This window comes from Shewanella amazonensis SB2B, from assembly GCF_000015245.1.
In the GTDB taxonomy this organism is placed as follows: Bacteria; Pseudomonadota; Gammaproteobacteria; order Enterobacterales; family Shewanellaceae; genus Shewanella; species Shewanella amazonensis.
This window is the reverse complement of record NC_008700.1, coordinates 474,097-492,853: the sequence shown is the minus strand read 5'-3', so window position 1 is coordinate 492,853 and position 18,757 is coordinate 474,097. Positions and strand designations below refer to the sequence as shown.

General features: G+C 54.3%; 11 protein-coding genes and 2 pseudogenes. 9 read left to right on the top strand and 4 right to left on the bottom strand.

Annotated elements, in window-relative coordinates; all coding sequences use genetic code 11:
- Positions 1-49 precede the first annotated feature (49 nt).
- The 4 genes and pseudogenes from purH to SAMA_RS19900 form a co-directional block, all read left to right on the top strand.
- A complete protein-coding gene (gene purH / locus SAMA_RS02145) occupies positions 50-1,639 on the top strand; it encodes a bifunctional phosphoribosylaminoimidazolecarboxamide formyltransferase/IMP cyclohydrolase (RefSeq protein ID WP_011758515.1) in 1,590 nt (529 codons plus the stop codon).
- Between the two features lie 57 nt (positions 1,640-1,696).
- Positions 1,697-2,992, top strand: coding sequence for a phosphoribosylamine--glycine ligase (gene purD / locus SAMA_RS02140; RefSeq protein WP_011758514.1), 1,296 nt, complete (start codon positions 1,697-1,699; stop codon positions 2,990-2,992).
- A 177-nt stretch (positions 2,993-3,169) separates the two neighbouring features.
- Positions 3,170-6,394, top strand: coding sequence for an ImpA family metalloprotease (locus SAMA_RS02135; RefSeq protein WP_011758513.1), 3,225 nt, complete (start codon positions 3,170-3,172; stop codon positions 6,392-6,394).
- Between the two features lie 213 nt (positions 6,395-6,607).
- Positions 6,608-6,753 (top strand): annotated as a pseudogene (locus SAMA_RS19900) (phosphoribosylglycinamide synthetase C domain-containing protein); the annotation flags it as partial.
- Positions 6,754-6,937: 184 nt separating this feature from the next.
- On the opposite strand, the gene SAMA_RS02125 reads toward SAMA_RS19900, so the two are convergent.
- A complete protein-coding gene (locus tag SAMA_RS02125) occupies positions 6,938-7,927 on the bottom strand; it encodes a hypothetical protein (protein WP_011758512.1) in 990 nt (329 codons plus the stop codon).
- A gap of 689 nt (positions 7,928-8,616) precedes the next feature.
- Here SAMA_RS02125 and SAMA_RS02120 point away from each other — a divergent pair.
- Positions 8,617-8,823 (top strand): annotated as a pseudogene (locus tag SAMA_RS02120) (hypothetical protein); the annotation flags it as partial.
- Positions 8,824-8,891: 68 nt separating this feature from the next.
- On the opposite strand, the gene SAMA_RS02115 reads toward SAMA_RS02120, so the two are convergent.
- The 3 genes from SAMA_RS02115 to hemE all read right to left on the bottom strand — a co-directional run bounded on the left by SAMA_RS02115 (position 8,892) and on the right by hemE (position 13,858).
- Entirely contained in the window at positions 8,892-9,704 is an 813-nt protein-coding gene (locus tag SAMA_RS02115) for an SDR family oxidoreductase (protein ID WP_011758510.1), read from the bottom strand.
- 72 nt (positions 9,705-9,776) lie between these two features.
- Positions 9,777-12,215, bottom strand: coding sequence for a putative bifunctional diguanylate cyclase/phosphodiesterase (locus tag SAMA_RS02110; RefSeq protein WP_232280512.1), 2,439 nt, complete (start codon positions 12,213-12,215; stop codon positions 9,777-9,779).
- A gap of 578 nt (positions 12,216-12,793) precedes the next feature.
- Positions 12,794-13,858: a uroporphyrinogen decarboxylase gene (gene hemE, locus SAMA_RS02105; RefSeq protein WP_011758508.1), complete on the bottom strand. Its 1,065-nt coding sequence runs from the start codon at positions 13,856-13,858 to the stop codon at positions 12,794-12,796.
- A 456-nt stretch (positions 13,859-14,314) separates the two neighbouring features.
- Here hemE and SAMA_RS02100 point away from each other — a divergent pair, with 456 nt between their 5' ends.
- From SAMA_RS02100 to SAMA_RS02085, 4 genes are all read left to right on the top strand, one after another.
- The gene (locus SAMA_RS02100) at positions 14,315-14,779 is read left to right on the top strand and encodes an Rsd/AlgQ family anti-sigma factor (protein ID WP_011758507.1); all 465 of its coding nucleotides are present in this window, start codon (positions 14,315-14,317) and stop codon (positions 14,777-14,779) included.
- Between the two features lie 186 nt (positions 14,780-14,965).
- A complete protein-coding gene (locus tag SAMA_RS02095; RefSeq protein WP_011758506.1) occupies positions 14,966-15,586 on the top strand; it encodes a glutathione S-transferase family protein in 621 nt (206 codons plus the stop codon).
- A 193-nt stretch (positions 15,587-15,779) separates the two neighbouring features.
- On the top strand, positions 15,780-16,442 hold the full coding sequence (locus SAMA_RS02090; protein ID WP_011758505.1) for an alpha/beta hydrolase: 663 nt from the start codon (positions 15,780-15,782) through the stop codon (positions 16,440-16,442).
- A 669-nt stretch (positions 16,443-17,111) separates the two neighbouring features.
- Positions 17,112-18,506 (top strand): DEAD/DEAH box helicase, encoded by a 1,395-nt coding sequence (locus tag SAMA_RS02085; RefSeq protein WP_011758504.1) that lies wholly within the window; start codon positions 17,112-17,114, stop codon positions 18,504-18,506.
- Positions 18,507-18,757: the final 251 nt, after the last annotated feature.

Genomic DNA, 18,757 nt, shown 5'->3' with positions numbered 1-18,757 from the left:
GTTTTCCGAAAGATCCTTGAACCCTTAACAGCGGAAAACTGTACCCAAAATGAATAATGCCAGACCCATTCGCCGCGCGCTGCTGAGCGTGTCCGATAAAACAGGTATCCTCGAGTTTGCCCAGGCGCTGCACGCACAGGGCGTAGAACTGCTGTCCACCGGTGGCACCGCCAAGCTGCTGGCCGATAACGGCGTACCTGTGATCGAAGTTTCTGACTACACAGGTCACCCTGAGATCATGGACGGTCGGGTCAAGACCCTGCATCCCAAGGTGCATGGTGGCATTCTGGCGCGTCGCGGCCAGGACGAAGACGTGATGGCTGCCAACAACATTGGCCCTATCGATCTGGTTGCCGTTAACCTGTATCCCTTTGCTGCCACCGTAGCCAAGCCTGGCTGTACCCTGGAAGACGCCATCGAGAACATCGATATCGGCGGCCCTACCATGGTGCGCGCTGCCGCCAAGAACCACAAAGACGTGGTGATTGTGGTGAACGCCAAAGACTACGACCGCGTACTGGCCGAAATGAGCGCCAATGGCGGCTCTACCAGCCACGCTACCCGTTTCGATTTGGCCATTGCCGCCTTCGAGCACACCGCCGCTTACGATGGCATGATTGCCAACTACTTCGGCACCATGGTTCCGGCTCACAGCAGCGACGAGTGCCACGACGACTCCAAATTCCCACGCACCTTCAACACCCAGCTGGTGAAGAAGCAGGACCTGCGCTACGGCGAAAACAGCCACCAGAGCGCCGCCTTCTACGTGGATTTGAACAGCGACGAGGCCTCTGTGGCCACCGCCACTCAGCTGCAGGGTAAGGCTCTGTCTTACAACAACATCGCCGACACCGATGCCGCCCTTGAGTGCGTAAAAGAATTCGACGCCCCAGCCTGCGTTATCGTCAAGCACGCCAACCCCTGTGGTGTGGCCCTGGGCGACAACCTGCTGGACGCGTACAACCGCGCCTACAAGACCGACCCCACTTCTGCTTTCGGTGGCATCATCGCCTTTAACCGCGAGCTGGACGGCGAAACCGCCGCCGCCATCGTTGAGCGTCAGTTTGTGGAAGTGATTATCGCCCCTGTGGTGAGCCAAGCCGCCCGTGACGTGGTTGCCAAGAAGACCAACGTGCGCCTGCTGGAATGTGGTCAATGGACTGCGCAGACCAAGGGTCTGGACTACAAGCGCGTAAACGGCGGCCTGCTTATTCAGGACCGCGATCAGGGTATGGTGACCGAGGCCGAACTCAAGGTCGTGACCAAGCGTGTACCGACCGAAGCTGAACTGAAAGATCTGATGTTCTGCTGGAAAGTGGCCAAGTTCGTGAAATCCAACGCCATCGTGTATGCCAAAGAAGGCATGACCATAGGCGTGGGCGCAGGCCAGATGAGCCGCGTCTACAGTGCCAAGATTGCCGGTATCAAGGCCGCCGACGAAGGTCTGGTGGTTGAGGGCTCTGTGATGGCGTCCGACGCCTTCTTCCCATTCCGCGACGGTATCGACGCCGCAGCGGCTGCCGGGATCAGCTGCATCATCCAGCCCGGCGGTTCTATCCGCGACGAGGAAGTGATTGCCGCCGCCGACGAGCACGGCATGGCCATGGTGTTCACCAACATGCGCCACTTCCGCCACTGATAATATTGAGGCAGCCCTAGGGCTGCCTTTCGCATTCAAGATTTAAGGAATAAGCAGATGAATATTCTCGTAATTGGCAGTGGTGGCCGCGAACACGCCCTGGCCTGGAAAGCCGCTCAGAATGCCGACGTAAATACCGTATTTGTGGCCCCCGGCAACGCCGGTTCAAGCCTCGAGCCCAAAGTGGAAAACGTGGCCATTGACGCCACCGACATCCCTGCGCTGCTCGCCTTTGCCAAACAAAGCAATATCGCCCTGACCATAGTTGGCCCGGAAGCGCCGCTGGTGATTGGTGTTGTGGATGCGTTTCGTGCCGAAGGCCTGACCATTTTTGGTCCTACCCAGGGCGCCGCTCAGCTGGAAGGCTCCAAGGCCTTCACCAAGGACTTTTTGGCCCGTCATCAGATCCCAACCGCGGATTACCAAAACTTCACCGAAATCCCGCCCGCCAAGGCCTTTGTGGCCGAGCTTGCCTGCAAGACCGGTTTCCCTGTGGTTATCAAGGCCGATGGTCTGGCCGCAGGTAAGGGCGTGATTATCGCTCAGAGCCAGGCCGAGGCCGATGCCGCCATCGACGATATGCTGGCTGGCAACAAGTTCGGCGAAGCCGGTTCCCGCGTGGTAGTAGAAGAATTCCTCAAGGGTGAAGAAGCCAGCTTTATCGTGATGGTGGACGGCAAAAACATTCTGCCCATGGCCACCAGCCAGGATCACAAGGCCCGCGATAACGCCGACCATGGTCCCAACACCGGTGGCATGGGTGCCTACTCCCCAGCCCCTGTGGTGACTCAGGACGTACACGACTGGGTGATGGCCAACGTTATTCGCCCAACTGTGGATGGCATGGCCGCTGAAGGCAATGTCTACACCGGCTTCCTGTATGCCGGTCTGATGGTCGACCCTCAGGGCCAGGCCAAGGTGCTGGAATACAACTGCCGCTTCGGCGACCCCGAGACTCAGCCCATCATGATGCGTCTGAAGTCTGATCTGGTTGAGCTGTGTCTGGCCGCCTGCCGTGGTGAGTTGGACCAGGTGACCGCTGAGTACGACAGCCGCGCCGCCGTGGGTGTGGTGCTGGCCGCCGGTGGTTATCCGGATGAGTACCGCAAGGGCGATGTGATTGAAGGTCTGTCCCTTGGCAACAACGACGCCAAGGTGTTCCATGCCGGCACCAAGATGGTCGATGGCCGCGTGGTGACCAACGGCGGCCGCGTACTGTGTGCCACCGCCCTTGGTAACACAGTCACCGAGGCGCAAAAAGCCGCCTATGCTCTGGTGGATGAAATTCACTGGGACGATGTCTACTTCCGTACCGACATCGGCTATCGCGCCATTGCCCGCGAAAAGCAGTAAATACCCGTCCTTGAGAAAGCCGGCATGCGCCGGCTTTTTTTGTGCCTGCATTTTGACGATCGTCAAAGATACCACCCTGTAAATCAATGAATTTATTATACTTAATCCTTTAAAGCCAAGAGGGAAAGGTTATAATGCCCGCACAATAACAGTACAAAAAGTCCACAAGGAATACCCATGAGAAACACAGTGGCCAAGCGAAATACCCTGGTTTTCACCGCCCTTAGCCTGAGCCTGGGCCTTTATGGCTGCGGAGGAGGCGGTTCTTCCGACAGTGAAGGAGGCACCACCACGCCACCCGCTGTCACCCTGTACACCGCCAAGGCCCAAAGTGGCAATGGTGGTCAGCTGTCTCCCGCCAGTCTCAGCATTGAAGCTGGCAAACAGGGTCGCTTCACTGTAACCACAAGCAGCGGCTATACCCTGGATACTATTGAAGGATGTGGCGGCACCTTGTCGGACAATGGCTACACCACCGCAGCCATGGGCGCAGATTGCACCGTCAGCGCCAGCTTTATCACCAATGCCGCCAACGCCATTCGCCACCGCGACCACAGCCTTGCCAGTGACGCCGAGCTTATCACTCACGCAAGAGACGCCGTTGCTGCGGCCGAGAACGCACGCAAGGCACTGGTCGATGACTTGTATCGGGGCATTTCCCACATCAGCTGGCACCCAAGCCACGACTCCATCACCTTCACCAGCTTCCAGCCGGAACGCACCCACAGCTTACTGCCCGCCAATAAAGATGGCAGCGGTAACAGCGCCAATCGTGGCCTGGTGATGGTGTCACAAGACGGTGAGTACCACAGCGCTGCCATGGCAGCAAACCTGTTTTCGGTCAGCACCTCCACTGAAACCGATATGCTGCTCAAACGCCTCATTGGCTGGCTCACCAAGGGCGCCGACCAAACCGATGGCCTCAGCATAGTCACGGCGCAAATGCCAAGTCGCGCCGACAGCTGGTACTTCCCCCATAACGAAGGGATCCGCACCTGGCTGGCGAACAACTATGCCAACACCCACAGCATTAACGATGCTAATGTCTGTGATTACAACGAATTATCTACTTGCATAGACAACCTCAAGCCCGACCTGATTATCCTGTCGGACATAGACCGCCAATCGCTTGGTCATGAGGGCATAGCCGCGGCCGTCACCAAGGCGAAGGCCGCGGGGATCCCGCTGCTGCTGTCCAACTACTGGCGTGAAGCCAGCCCTATGCTCAGCCCGCTGTATCAGCAAATGGGGCTGGTGACTTACGGCAACTATTGGTCAAAACTCAATGCCGAGAACCTGGCCGTGAGCGACATCCGCGCCAGCGATGCCAACCTGGCAGCAGTCGACCGCCTGCTGGCCAACCTCGGCTCAGGTAACTTCGATACGGCACTGCTGGCCAACTGTGGCGGCAACTTCCTTTCATGTGATGAGGAAGGGTTTGTCGACGCCTTCAAAGCCGGTGCCGACTGGCTGAGAGGCGCCGCCATTACCCTCGACAATATGGGCCAGGATGCCTTGGCGCTGAGTGGTGCAGACACCCTGCATGCTGCCGTGCTGCTTGCCGACAAATACCGCGCTGCCATCGACTACCCCATCGGCTGGGAAGAACCGCAAAGCTGGCAACAGGCCATGTTCGCCGACTGGCTGGTAAACTATGCCCGCACCGACAACCCGGCTCAGCCCGACCTCGGTGAGTACGTGACCGACAGGAACAATCTCGCCAAAGGTAGCCACGCCAGTTACGCCCACCCGGCCACAGTCACCGAACGCAAGACCATAGGCGTGCCCTACCCCAACCAGTGGACCACCACCGGTTGGTATGTGTTGCCGGGGCAAACGGTGATCCTGAAGCGACTGGATAACAGCGATGCGCGGGTGGAAATCAAACTCAACTACCACAGACGCAACACCAACCGCGCCTTCGAGCAAAAGGTGTACCGGGCGCCACTGGAGCTGGCAACCCAGCGCCTGCGACTGGAAAAGGGCGAAAGCATCAGCTTTTCAAGCCCCTATGGTGGTCCTCTGTACCTGTATCTGGGTGGCAGCGGTGAAGCCCTGAGCACAGACATCAGTGCCAGCGGCGTGACCCGTCATCCGGCTATCATGAATTTCAGCGATGCCAGTCAAATCACCGCCTTCAATGAGCGCCTGAGCCAGACCGAACTGCCCCATGTGGATTTGCGTACCGATGGCGCCGAGCAGCATATGCGCCGCGACCGCTTTACCAATGCCATCGGCGGCGCCGTGGCCGATGTGAATGCACTGCTTGAGAGCATCTCTGAAGATCATATCAATGCGGTCTACACCCTGGCCGGCTTTAAAATTCAGGGCAAAACCCTGGCTGAATCTCTGCCTGCCGATGTGAACGCCGCCTGCGCGAATCTACTTGGCAACGCGTGTCTTGATGAAACCCTGCATACCCGTAAAATCATTCAGCACGCCAACTACGACCAGAACGCCCACTGCGGCGCCGGTTGCAGCGGCAACCCCTGGGATGCGGCCTGGAACATCAGCCCAACCGGCTGGGGCGATAACCACGAACTGGGCCACAACCTGCAAACCAACCGCCTCAATGTGCAATATGCTGCCGCAGGCGACGGAGACAACTGGGCCGGTTACGGCAGCCGCGCCGGGGAGAACTCCAACAATATCTTCCCCTACGTGGTGAAATGGCAGGCTCATTATCTGCGTGACGGCAACACCACGCCCATCACCGATGGCCATATGAACCATAAAGATTTGTTTTATGTGTTTATGTCGGATGCGGCTGGCGTGAAAGACAGCAGCGGCAACCGGGTGGTGCTGGGCGCAAATTGCAAGGTGCTGGACGCGGGTAGCGACCGTTACGAAGCCCCCTGGAGGAGCAACGACTATGCGGTGCACAACGGCTATCGGATGGCGTTTTACATCCAGATGGCGCTGCGCGCCCACGGCATGTTGCTCTCCGATGGCACCCGTCTGGCCAATGGTTTCAACATCTTTACCCTGCTGTACCAACACCAGCGCATCTTTGGTTCCTTAAGTGGTAATCAGGCCGATTGGGATGCCAATAAAGACCGCCTCGGTTTTGGCCTGTACCCTTACAGCGGCCACGCCGTCTACGGTGGTCGCACCGTGGCGGGCATTCCGGGCAACGACTTTATGCTGGTGTCGTTAAGCAAGCTCACCGGCATCAACTGGCAGAGCCACTTCGATATGCTGGGGCTGCGCTACTCAAGCCTCGCGGCCACCCAGGCCCAGGCCAATGCCACCAAGGGCAGCCTGCCGATGGGCATGTATGTGCTGGAGACAGACCTGCCGCCAGCCAACATGAGTGAAGGCCTGAGCTTCCTGCCGCTGTCACTCTCAGATGCCAGCACCCAGTGGCGCGATGGCAGATCACCGGCAAGTTGCAGTTTGTAAAACAAAAAAACGCCCTTCGGGGCGTTTTTTAATGAGTAACTCAACCGTGTTTACAGGCCTGAGTAACCTCAATGCCCGCCGGCTATCGCCTTTCTGGCCAGCTTATCAATCAGCGAAGGCCACAGCAGACGCACCCAGCGACCGAGGCGGCCACGGCGGGACATGATAAGCAAGCGCTCGCGACAGGCGATAGCAGGCGCCGCTTACATATACCGTGTGTCATGTGCTACTGCGCTGGGTACTACAGCGTGACCGAATCGCAAAAACCTTCCTACCCTCTGGTGGATGAAATCCATTGGGATGAAATGTACTTCCGCACCGACATTGGCTATCGCGCCATTGCCCGCGAAAAACAGTAAACACCCGTCCTTGAGAAAGCCGGCATCCGCCGGCTTTTTTTGGGCATTATTTAATATCAAATAATCAGACACATACTGAAATAACAATTGATGTATGATTAATTCTGCAACTATATGAAAAACATTATAGCCCATTAGAATAAACAAGCGCTCTTTCAGGCGCTTGTTTATTGCTTAATTCACACTATTGTCTTTCAAAAATCTGTTCACAACTTGAATCAACAGTGTAATCAGAGGAACCCGGTGCTACTGATACAGTATAAGTGCCTAGAGACTTATAGGGTTTGGTGCCTAAATTATAAATCCATTTCTGACCATCCACATCCCAACGAAAAATATTATCGTCATTGGCATTACCTAATGGCAACAAATCGTCGGTAACATCTATAGTAGGTCCGGCAACCAATGGTGAATAAGAGATATTCACGACAGGTGGTGCTATATCGTCAAAAGTATATTCAACACCGTCAGCATCGATTAGCTTAAATTTAACCGGAATCGCCATATTCTTTTTGCCAAATATCACTATGGGGTCAGAGAATGGAGGTTCAAACCCACCACCCACACACGACAGAGTTAGTTGGGTAATTTCAAGACTGACATCATCCAATGTTGCATTAAAATATAACTGATCATCCTGCTCTTCAAAACTGATAACCACCTGCTGTCCTTGATAGGTTTGCAGTAGGGCAGTTAAATCAAAGCTTCGGTTATTTGGCCCTATTTGTTGGGTTGGGTCACCGGGATTGGTAGAAAAAACTTCTTGCAGCAGATTGCCGTTGGTATCCTCAACCAATACACGCCATTCCTGATTTGGATCGCTGAACTCAGCATAACTGCGAATTCGGTCGGCCCAGCTGAGGGTTGCAGATTTGATCGCAGTCGGCAGGGATATGGGTTGAGTTGCTATGTGCAAGCCAGGTCCCCCTTGATGACTCACAATATCATAGGTGCCTGAAATGGGTGGTAGCGGTTCCCCAGGTCCTGTTGGGTCAAATGTGCCATCATTGATAACCCAAGCCCCGGAGCCAGAGTCCGTAATATTCCAACCAGAGAAATCTCCGGTTTCAAAGTCGCCATTAGCAATGTACTCTACAGGAGCAGAAAAAACATTACTTGACACCCCATAAAATAGCATAATAAGTGATAAACGTCCGATATTAAACTTAGCCATTTCCATACTCTCCACATTAAAAGCTGAAAAAACACACTAAAATAATGCCATGACAACATTGGCCGAATAATATTAGTCACTAATTTAATATTTACATTCAACTTGAACAAATCAGTATATCAATACGTGCACATATAACTTACATCTATATCATAATCAAAAATTACACAAGATAATCAAAATGTTATAAATAAACACCATACACCTATAAAATAAATTCACCCAAAAGTGCTACACAGCAATAGACAAATCATTCATATCTGCTGCACAAAAATACGACAAGATATGCGCGCATACATATTAATCCACATTGAAAATATTATATTTAACTTTATTACCAATATTATGACCAATAATTATATTTTTAACATTTACTCACATATAAAAGTAGAGCCATGCTCTGATGAGATTTAAAACCTTATTGGATTTAATAGAGGAAAATGAAACATATAATATTGAACAACAAATCATTGAGATTTTAAGCAATTTAATGCTGGGAGCATGGATGATATTTGTCATTAGATAAGCCATTATCCTGAAATTTGCTGGTTAGTGCGCCTCTCACTGAGTCGTTGCATGCCCGCAAAACTGCCCGCCCTCAACTATGACTCATACTTCATCGAGTAAGCCCAAGCATCAGGAAATAAGTATGAGTTTTGAACCGCATCCCTTCGAAGGCCACAGCGTTTATATTGGGGCTGCGCTACTCAAGCCTCGCGACCACCCAGGCCCAGGCCAATGCCACCAAAGGCAGTCTGCCGATGGGCATGTATGTGCTGGAGACAGACCTGCCGCCAGCCAACATGAGTGAAGGCCTGAGCTTCCTGCCACTGTCACTCTCAGATGCCAGCACCCAGTGGCGCGATGGCAGCTCACCGGCAAGTTGCAGTTTGTAAAACAAAAAAACGCCCTTCGGGGCGTTTTTTAATGGGTAACTCAACCGTGTTTACAGGCCTGAGTAACCTCAATGCCCTCCGGCTATCGCCTTTTTGGCCAGCTTATCTATCAGTGAAGGCCACAGCAAACGCACCCAGCGGCCAAGACGGCCACGGCGGGACATAATAAGTAACCGCTCGCGGCAGGCGATGGCCGGAACCATGGCTACCGCACAGGCTTCGGCCGACATTATCTTGTCTTCCTTCATTGGGGTAGTGCCAAGAGGATTCCCTTTGCCGTCCAGTGCGCGCTTATGGATTTGCGATACCACAAAGTCGGGGCAAATCACGGTCACGGCCACCTTGTCATCGGCGAGTTCGATTCTGAGAGAATCAAAGAAGCCCATCATGGCATGTTTGGAGGCAGCATAGCCGCTACGGGTTGGCACGCCTGTCAGGCCTGCCACTGAGGCGATGGCCACTACCTGCCCCTGGCTGTGTTTCAAATGCGGCAAGGCCATGTGGGTGAGGCGCGCCGGTGCGAGGTAGTTAACGGCCATGATCTGTTCAAGAATGGCGAGATCTTCCAGCTCATCGAAACGTGACCACATGGTCATACCGGCGTTGTTGATAAGAATATCGAGGCGCCCAAAGCGGGCGATACAGGCATCGATGAGCTCACGACATTCATGGGGATGAGTAAGATCAGCGCTGTGAACAAGAACATCCGCCTGTGCTCCCTGCTCCTGAGCCAACTCCAGTGCCAACGACTGCAGCCGGGTTTCGCTGCGGGCGGTGAGTACCAGATGGCAGCCAAGCCTGGCAAGCTCTCTCGCCAGTGCCCGCCCAATACCTTCCGACGCCCCGGTTAAAATCACCACCTTGTCCATCAGGCCATCCATAGTTCCCCCCGAATTAAGATTTTCTAATTTTACAGATAGTTACACTGTCACAATCCCTGCTGACTTGCAATCTTAAGCCGGTTGCCGCAACGGAAACGGCGCGTAGTCTTTCAAGGGTTTTGGACGTCCCACGGCATACCCCTGCGCATAATTAATGCCGATTTCTTCGAGCCGCGCCATGATGTCCTGGCTTTCCACAAATTCGGCCACGGTTTCTATCCCCATCACGCTGCACACATCATGGATAGACTTCACAATGGCATAATCCTTGGCATTGCTGGCCAGCTGGCGAACAAAGCAGCCGTCGATTTTCACATAGTCCACCGGCAATTCCCGCAAATAACCATAGGATGCGAAGCCACTGCCAAAATCGTCAATAGCAAAAGCAAAACCCTGTTTTCTAAGGCTTCTGAGCATATCCAACGCCCTTTGCCGATTTTGAATAGCCGTGGTTTCAGTGATTTCAAAACAGATACAGGCTGGAGGGATGCCGTTTCGCTGCAATTGTTCCACGATAAAGGATTCCATGCCCTCCACCCCCAGGCTATTGCCCGACAGATTGATGGAAAGACAATGGTCGTGCCAAAAGTTGGGATGCGCCGCCAGCCACTCCATGGCCATGGACACCACGGCCTTGTCCACCTCCGGCATCAGCTTAAAGCGCTCCGCCGAGGCAATAAATTGCGCTGGCGGCAAGATGCGGCCATTGCTCTCTCGGATCCTGAGGAGAATTTCCATCCGCTTGCGGGGGCTGCCGCCATGGAGTGAATGTATGGGCTGAAAGTAAAGCTCCAGTTCCCGGTTGTGGATAGCTTTGGCAATACGCAGTGCCCATTTGGGTGCATTACGCTGATAATTCAGCTCTTTGTCTTTATCGTCGTAGAAGTGAATTTGGTTGCTGCCCTTCTGCTTGGCGGCTACGCAGGCAATATCGGCATCTTTGAACAGCTCACCCACAGGGGGCAGCGGCGCACGGGCAAAAGCTACCCCAATACTGACGCCGACCCTATGACATTGCCCCTGACTCTCGAGCACCTGCATGGATAATTTTTGCTGCAGGGTTTTGAGCAGCAGGGCAACCTCATGGGCACTGCGCCCCAACAGCAAGATGCCAAACTCATCCCCACCGACGCGCCCCAACAATTCACCGGGTGCCAAACAGGATTGGAAGGTCTTTGCCACCATACACAACATGCGATCGCCCTCGAGATGACCGCAGCTGTCGTTAATGATTTTAAATTGTTCGAGGTCGAGATAGCACAACGCCACGGTTTCCTGCCCCGACGCCAGCCGCTTCATTCGCGCCTCGAAGGTGGTTCTATTGGGCAATCCAGTGACCGCATCTTCTTCTGCCTGACGTCTGAGCTCGGACTTCAAGCGCTCTTCGGCAGTCACGTCCCGCAGTGCCAACAAGGCGCCGGTGCGTGTGTGTTGGTGATCTTCGATGGCGCTCAGGGTGCACTGCAGTAAGCGGCCGGCAAAGCGCAGGGAGATTTGTTTACACGCCTGGCCCTGCTCTTTCAGAAAGCGGTCCAGCAGCGACGGTTTGATGCCCAAAATACCGCTGACGGAAGTCGCGGCAAAATCCGCGGCCTGTCCACCAAGCAAGCGGCAGGCGGGGGGATTGAGGTAGAGCACATCCCCCTTGGCATCGGTAAGAATAACTGCATCGGCAATGCCTTCGAGGATCACCCTGGCCTGCTCTTTCTGGGCAAAAATTTCGGCCAGCAACTTATTGCTGACCCGGGAGAAATGCCGCACTTCGGCGCAGCCATCGGCGCTGAGGGGAAGATACCGGCTGGCACTGGGGTCCATATTGCCAAGCTGAGACATGAGCCCATTAAGCGGTACCACAAGACTGCGGCGGATCCACACATAACCCAGGGCAAGCAGCAATATGCCCATCATCAGAATGCCAGCCACCATTCGGTCGGGCTGAATGGCAGGGCTTGAGACATCACGCAAACCGAAACTGACATCGAGCACCAAACTGGCTGAGCCGATACCGGCTACCGGGATTTGATATTGCCCGCCATCCCGCGAATCGACCAGCCGGATACGCTCCACAAAGCCAGAGCGCCCGAATCTGGTCAGTTCTTCCTCAGACAGGCTGCGGGACACAAGCACCCGGGAGTCGCCCTGCGTAATGATGGTGATCAGTAAGGGACCTGAGTCCAGCAGCAGGGCGACCGCAACATCCTCAGTTCCGTTCACCAGCGCAGAGACCATCTCGGGAGATAAGGGATAATCGTTGCCGACACCGAAGGAAATCAGTCCTGCATCAGAATAACGATAAAAATGCAGCCCAAGCGCGTGTGTGTGTTCATACCAGGCTGAATCCATACTTGCCTGCGCATCCGGAGAGAGACTGCTCAGCGGGCCGGCATAGATGTGGCTCAGCAGTAATTGCCGTCGGAGGCTACGCTGATATTGCTCATTAATATTGGCGAGTTCATGAGCAATGGATTGCTCAAGAAATGAGGAGGCCTTGCGTTCAAACCAAAGTCCCATGCCCCAATACACCAGCAAGATTGCCGGTATACAAAAGGCCGCGATAAAAACCAAAAACTTCTTGCCAATGTGCATCTTAAACCACGGCTGTGAATATCCCGTCTATCAAGCCTGATCACGGGTACTGCATTAACGCGCCGAAACATACCCTATTTGCAGCCGCGCCGAAACCAGTCCAGAGCCTTCCAAGGCAAAAACTTTAGCAGATTGCCCAAAAGCACATCAGTCTGCCGTGACAGAGCGCAGCATTCGCGCACAAGGGGTGTGATTCATAATGGATTTTTCAAATTCAGGCCCTGTTAGCACCTGATATAGAGGAAAGAGTCTCGCACCGCGTTACGCCAGAAACTGCCAACACAGGCCACCATGCTTGCCCGCAAAAATCAGAAACTCGCTTATCAAGGGGAAACGGCAGCGCTGCGAGCAGACAATGAACTGCCCAATTTTGGTGGCTGAAAGGAGCAATACAGAGTGCTGTGCCAAAAAGTGTTATGCCTGATGTCTAACCCTTTGCAGAGTATGGGGACACAGCCAAAACCAAAAGGCCCGCTATCGCGGGCCTTTGCAGTTGCACAAGCTTACTTGTGATACTTGCGCGACTTCTCGTGTACGGCCTTGATGAAGGCGCCTGCGTGCTCAGGATCCACATGCTGATGGATACCGTGGCCGAGGTTAAACACGTGACCAGTACCTTCGCCGAAGCCAGCCAGAATTTGCTCAACTTCTTCTTCGATGCGTGGGATTGGCGCGTACAGCATGGATGGGTCCATGTTGCCCTGCAGCGCAACCTTGTGGCCTACGCGGCGGCGGGCATCGGCGATGTCCACGGTCCAGTCCAGACCCAGGGCATCACAGCCGGTTTCGGCCATAGATTCGAGCCACAGACCGCCACCCTTGGTGAACAGGGTCACAGGCACTTTGCGGCCATCGGCTTCGCGGGTCAGGCCGTCAACAATCTTCTGCATGTAACGCAGGGAGAACTCACGGTAGGCGCTGTGAGACAGGGCGCCGCCCCAGGAGTCAAAAATCATCACCGACTGAGCACCATTGGCGATTTGCGCGTTCAGGTACAGGATGACCGAGTCGGCCAGCTTGTCCAGCAACAGGTGCAATGCCATTGGCTCTGAGTACATCATACGCTTGATTTTTTCGAACGCCTTGCTGGAGCCACCTTCCACCATGTAGGTGGCCAGGGTCCATGGCGAGCCGGAGAAACCAATCAGAGGAACTTCACCCTTAAGCTCACGGCGGATGGTGCTCACGGCACGCATCACGTAGCCCAGCTCATCTTCGGGATCCGGGATAGGCAGTGCCTTGATGGCTTCCAGGGTGTCGGCCTTGCGCTCGAAACGTGGGCCTTCGCCGGCTTCAAAGTACAGACCCAGGCCCATGGCATCGGGAATGGTCAGAATATCAGAGAACAGGATAGCCGCATCCAGCTCGTAACGGCGCAGTGGCTGCAGCGTTACTTCGCAGGCCAGTTCGGCGTTTTTGCACAGTGACATAAAGTCACCGGCCTGGGCACGGGTTGCACGGTATTCAGGAAGATAACGGCCCGCCTGACGCATCATCCAAACGGGAGTGACATCCACGGGTTGTTTAAGCAGGGCGCGCAGGTAACGATCGTTTTTCAATTCTGCCATTTGGCGTGATTCCTGTTCTTATGAAAGCTGCGCGGTAGTTTAGCATTTACGGGAATAAAGTAACCTTTCAAAATTCATTTCTGTGAGCTGCACGGCGCCTCAATGGCCGGACAAAAGTTATCAGCCTATCTTCTGATCAGGATCAAAAGGATGACGGGAAAATGACGCTTATGTGAATTGGAAGACAGAAAAAAGTTGCGTGGGCAGATCCCCTTTGGTATAAAAAGTCTGCGCTAGCAAGAACAATCAAGAAGCTCGTCACATCGAGCCCGCATATATTCCGACTCGCCCGGCCACAGATTTCTGTAGCCGGGCTTTTTATTTTTGCTTTTTTGTATACAAAACAACTGGTTTGTCCATTCAATACCTGAGACTGAATGCGTCAAAAATCAGTTGATCAGGACCCGATTTCTCTCCTACAGTAAGAGAACGACATCTAAGGAAGAGAGGCCCGAAATGCTGAGTCAGCTGGAAAAAGCCGAACAAAGATGGGGCGGCGCCAATAAGCTCATTGACCAGTGGCTGGAAAACCGCAGAAACCTGTTGGTGCATTACTGCCAAATCGCGGGTTTACCTCCCTATGAAGACCGCGCACGTCTTCCCTCCTTCGATCATGTCAAAGCCTTTTGCGACCTCTTGGTCGATTATGTTTCCGAAGGCCACTTCGAGATTTATAACAAGGTGGTCAGCGCCTGTGAAACCAATGGCAAGTCAAGCCAGGACATCGCCAAGAACCTGCTTCCCAAAATTCACAACACCACAGATATGGCACTGGACTTCAACGACAAGTATACGGGCGTGGATGACGACAATGTGCTGATGCAGCTCGACGAAGATCTCTCCCACCTTGGGGATGCCATGGAGACCCGCTTCCAGCTGGAAGATCAGCTGCTCGAAGTGCTGCACAGCAAACACTCTTGAATACCTTGCAGATGTTAGACAAAGCCGGCCAGCGCCGGCTTTGTTGTTTCCAGACAGGTTTCAGGCACAAGCTATACATGCATACCACGCTGCAAGGCGATACAAGCCCCCTCTTTGTCGTAAGCCTCAGGGTATAAAAACGACCAGAATCCATATCCAGCAACATGAACATCTCAGGAGAGCACAATGAGCCAGATTAAAGTCAGTTATTTCGATGTTGATGGCGGCCGCGGCGAGCCAATCCGTATCGTACTCCACGCCGCCGGCATCCCGTTTGAGGATTTCCGTTTCGGCTATGGTGAATTTGCCGACGTGCGGAAAACCACGCCACTGGGCCAGGTACCCACTGTCAACATAGAGGGAGTGCAGTACACCCAGTCGAGTGCTTTACTGCGCTATTTTGGCAAGGCGGCCGACCTTTATCCCCAGGACCCGTTTCAGGCGCTGCTGTGCGATGAAATCATAGATGGCTCTGAAGACCTCACCAATAAACTGGTCGCCAGCTTCGGCCTGCAGGGTGATGCCCTCAAGAGTGCCCGTGAAGCCTTTGTCACCGGTCCCCTGACCCTGTACCTGGGTTGGATGGCACAAAAGCTTGCCGCGCAGGGTAACTACTTCGCCAACGGCAAGCTGACCATAGCGGATCTGAAGGTGTTTATGTTGCTGCGCTGGCTGGGTTCGGGACAGCTTGATCATATTCCGACAGACAGCGTCACGCGTATCGCGCCCTCCCTTCAAGCCTATGCAGAGCGCATCGGTGCCGACCCTGTGGTTAGCTCTTACTATCAGGCCCGCGCGGCCAAATAGAACATCCGTAACCTTGCGTGCTCACGGCCTGTTAGCGTTTATCTCAAGGCAGGGTGAGTACTTTGCAGCGGAATTCAGGATACAAAGAAGCCGGCTTGCGCCGATACCCTTCCCATCCGGAATGTTATCTGTTCTCAAGCCGGCCAATTTGTGTGACCTAGAGTGAACGGAAAAACACACTGACGAGGTAGTGATGCAAATAAGATTGGCAACATGGGTGTTGATAAGCAGTTTAGCCATGCAGGCACATGCGGGGACCGTGGTCACCACGGCGCCGGAAAAGCCAAGCCCTTCGGCAACCTATCTCTTTTATTTACACGGCCGCATCATCGAAAACAGCGGCCCCAGGCCAACCGACCCACGCTTTGGCTTATATGATTACCCGGCAGTGCTGGATGCCTTGGCTTCCCGTGGCGCGGTGGTGATTTCATCCCAGCGCCCGGCCAATACCAACATGTACGCCTATGCGGGCACCATAGTGGCGCAGATTGAGCAATTGATTGAGGCGGGCGTGCCGGAGCACAACATAGTGGTGGTCGGCTTTTCAAAGGGCGGCGGCATTACTACCCGGGTATCGAGCTACCTGCATCGCCCAGAGCTGCGCTACGTGCTGCTGGCCTCTTGCCCCGAAGGCTCAGTGCCACCCAGCTTAAGATTATCCGGCAAGGTGCTGTCGATTTATGAAGCGAGCGATACCCTGGGCGCCAGCTGTCGCCACTTTATGGACTTTCCCGAAAAACCGGTAAGCTTCAAGGAGCTTAAAATCGATACCGGCAAACTGCACGGCGCCTTTTATCAACCCCTACCCGAATGGCTAAGCCCAGTGCTGGATTGGATACACGGTAAGGCAGAGTGATGGATTGGCGCTTACTTCAGATGCAAACGGTATCAGTTTCATGATGTTCGACAGGATGGCCGAATAGTGGCTGTCTGCGCGTTTTGGGTGTCGTTTGACTAAATGACGGAAAGTTTGCTCGAAGTCGTGGGTCGCCGACCCACACCCGGGGAAAGGGGGCAGTATCGACTTGCAATTGCCTCCTTGCAAAAGGGCCAGCTCACCATCCATGGTTCGCGCTCATGGATGCTCTGGCGAGCATGAGCCCTTGTCCAATCCCCCAACGACCCCTGACGAAGCCGGGCACTTTGGCCTTATGGACTGAAAACGGTCACCAAGACCGACTCGCTCCAAGCTCGACGGTCTCTGCCTCGATATCCATATCTCGGCTTGCCCGTTTCACTCAGTCCAACCGCCAAAGCGGCTTCGATGGGGTAAAAGCTGGTGCAATCTGCGAGTGAAGTGTTATAGCTGTCCTCACTTTTGCTTCACACAACGGATGGCTATCCGCGAATTAAAAACGGCCTGCATCTGTGGAATACGTCCATATCTGTCCTGCCTTTCTGTGCCAGACTTAATGCCATGTCGGCTGGCCCTATCAAACGCCGCTGGCTTTGAATCCCGGATGAATAGCGATAGAATGCGCGCCCATCCTGAGGCTACCGCCCTTAATACTAAGTTGGATTTTCTATGTCATTTGCCCGTCTGGGATTAGCTCCCGCCATTACTTCGGCACTTGAGTCGCTGAACTATCAACAGCCCACCGAGATCCAGCAAAAGGCGATACCGGTAGCCTTAAGTGGTCGCAATCTGCTGGCCGCAGCTCAAACCGGAACGGGCAAAACCGCAGCATTTGGACTGCCGCTGATTGAACGCCTAAGCCAGGGCAAGACCGAACGGAAAAAACGGGTACGGGCGGTGATTTTGGCGCCAACCCGGGAGTTAGTGGTGCAGGTGGCTGACAATCTGAGCGCCTACGCGGCGAACTTGCCGCTGACCGTGCTGGCCATGTATGGCGGTGTGGATATGCAGGCCCAAAAGCAGGCGCTGATTGCGGGCGTGGATATTCTGGTGGCGACGCCAGGCAGACTCAAAGACATGTACCATCAGCGTGCCGTGTATTTTGAAGAAATCCAGGTGCTGGTGCTGGATGAGGCCGACCGCATGCTGGATATGGGCTTTATTGAGGTCATTAACGACCTTATCAGCCGTATGCCCACGAACCGCCAGAATCTGCTGTTTTCGGCAACTTTATCCCCGCGCATTCGCGAGCTGGCCAAAACCGCGGTGCCGGATCCGGTCGAAATTGCCATTGCCAAGCCCAGCAAAAAAGAGATTTCCCAGTGGCTGGTGACGGTCGACAAGGACACCAAGTCGGCCCTCCTGAGCCATCTTATCCAAACGGAACAATGGCAGCAGGCGCTGATTTTCATTGAAACCAAACATGGCGCGGCCAAGTTGGTCAGCCAGCTGGAAAAGCGTGGCATTCACGCCGAAGCCTTTCACAGTGGCCGCAGTCAGGCGGTGCGTGAACAGGTGTTGAGTGAATTTAAAGACGGCAGTTTGCAGTATCTGGTAGCCACCGGCGTGGCCGCCCGGGGGATTGATGTCGATAAACTGGAGCGGGTAGTGAACTACGATCTGCCATTCCCGCCGGATGAATATATTCACCGTATCGGTCGTACCGGCCGCGCGGGCATGACAGGGGAAGCGGTATCTTTACTGTCAAAAGATGATTTCAAGAATCTGTGTATGATTGAAAGCCGTCTGGGGCATGTGATTGAAAGGCGGGTGATTGAGGGATTTGAGCCCAAAAAGCCTATCCCTGTGTCTATTCTCGACTATAAGCCCAAATCTCAGCCAAAAGCTCAGCCCAGCTCTGAGCTCAGCCCTCAACGCAACTCTCAGCCCAGCTCTCAACGAAAGTCGCGCACAGAAAAGCTAAGGGCAAGCGAAGGCGGCACTGCTGCCAAAAGCCCTTGGGCAGCGGCGCAACGAAAAAAACCTGCAAACCCACGGCATGGAACCAGCGCCGCCAGATCAGGGCCACCAAAGGGCAAGGACTCAGGCAAGCCACGGGGCTAATCTAAGAGGCCGCAAGCAGCGGCCTGAGCTGTGGAATCAATGAGTGAGGACGGTCGCTTTGCAAGCGACAGAAGGTCGTGGGTCTTCAACCCACACCCGACCAAGAGGGGATCTACAGCAATCCCCTCTTGCCGATTTATAAATAAGAGTCCCTGCCGCCCCAGACGAAGCCGAGCACTTTGGCCTTATGGGCTGAAAACGGTCACCAAGACCGACTCGCTCCAAGCTCGACGGTCTCTGCCTCGATATCC

Bases quoted from the DNA above. Each gene is read 5' to 3' on its own strand.
- purH (WP_011758515.1), top strand. From the start codon at position 50: ATGAATAATGCCAGACCCATTCGCCGCGCGCTGCTGAGCGTGTCCGAT.
- purD (WP_011758514.1), top strand. From the start codon at position 1,697: ATGAATATTCTCGTAATTGGCAGTGGTGGCCGCGAACACGCCCTGGCC.
- SAMA_RS02135 (WP_011758513.1), top strand. From the start codon at position 3,170: ATGAGAAACACAGTGGCCAAGCGAAATACCCTGGTTTTCACCGCCCTT.
- SAMA_RS02125 (WP_011758512.1), bottom strand. From the start codon at position 7,927: ATGGCTAAGTTTAATATCGGACGTTTATCACTTATTATGCTATTTTAT.
- SAMA_RS02115 (WP_011758510.1), bottom strand. From the start codon at position 9,704: ATGGATGGCCTGATGGACAAGGTGGTGATTTTAACCGGGGCGTCGGAA.
- SAMA_RS02110 (WP_232280512.1), bottom strand. From the start codon at position 12,215: ATGGGACTTTGGTTTGAACGCAAGGCCTCCTCATTTCTTGAGCAATCC.
- hemE (WP_011758508.1), bottom strand. From the start codon at position 13,858: ATGGCAGAATTGAAAAACGATCGTTACCTGCGCGCCCTGCTTAAACAA.
- SAMA_RS02100 (WP_011758507.1), top strand. From the start codon at position 14,315: ATGCTGAGTCAGCTGGAAAAAGCCGAACAAAGATGGGGCGGCGCCAAT.
- SAMA_RS02095 (WP_011758506.1), top strand. From the start codon at position 14,966: ATGAGCCAGATTAAAGTCAGTTATTTCGATGTTGATGGCGGCCGCGGC.
- SAMA_RS02090 (WP_011758505.1), top strand. From the start codon at position 15,780: ATGCAAATAAGATTGGCAACATGGGTGTTGATAAGCAGTTTAGCCATG.
- SAMA_RS02085 (WP_011758504.1), top strand. From the start codon at position 17,112: ATGTCATTTGCCCGTCTGGGATTAGCTCCCGCCATTACTTCGGCACTT.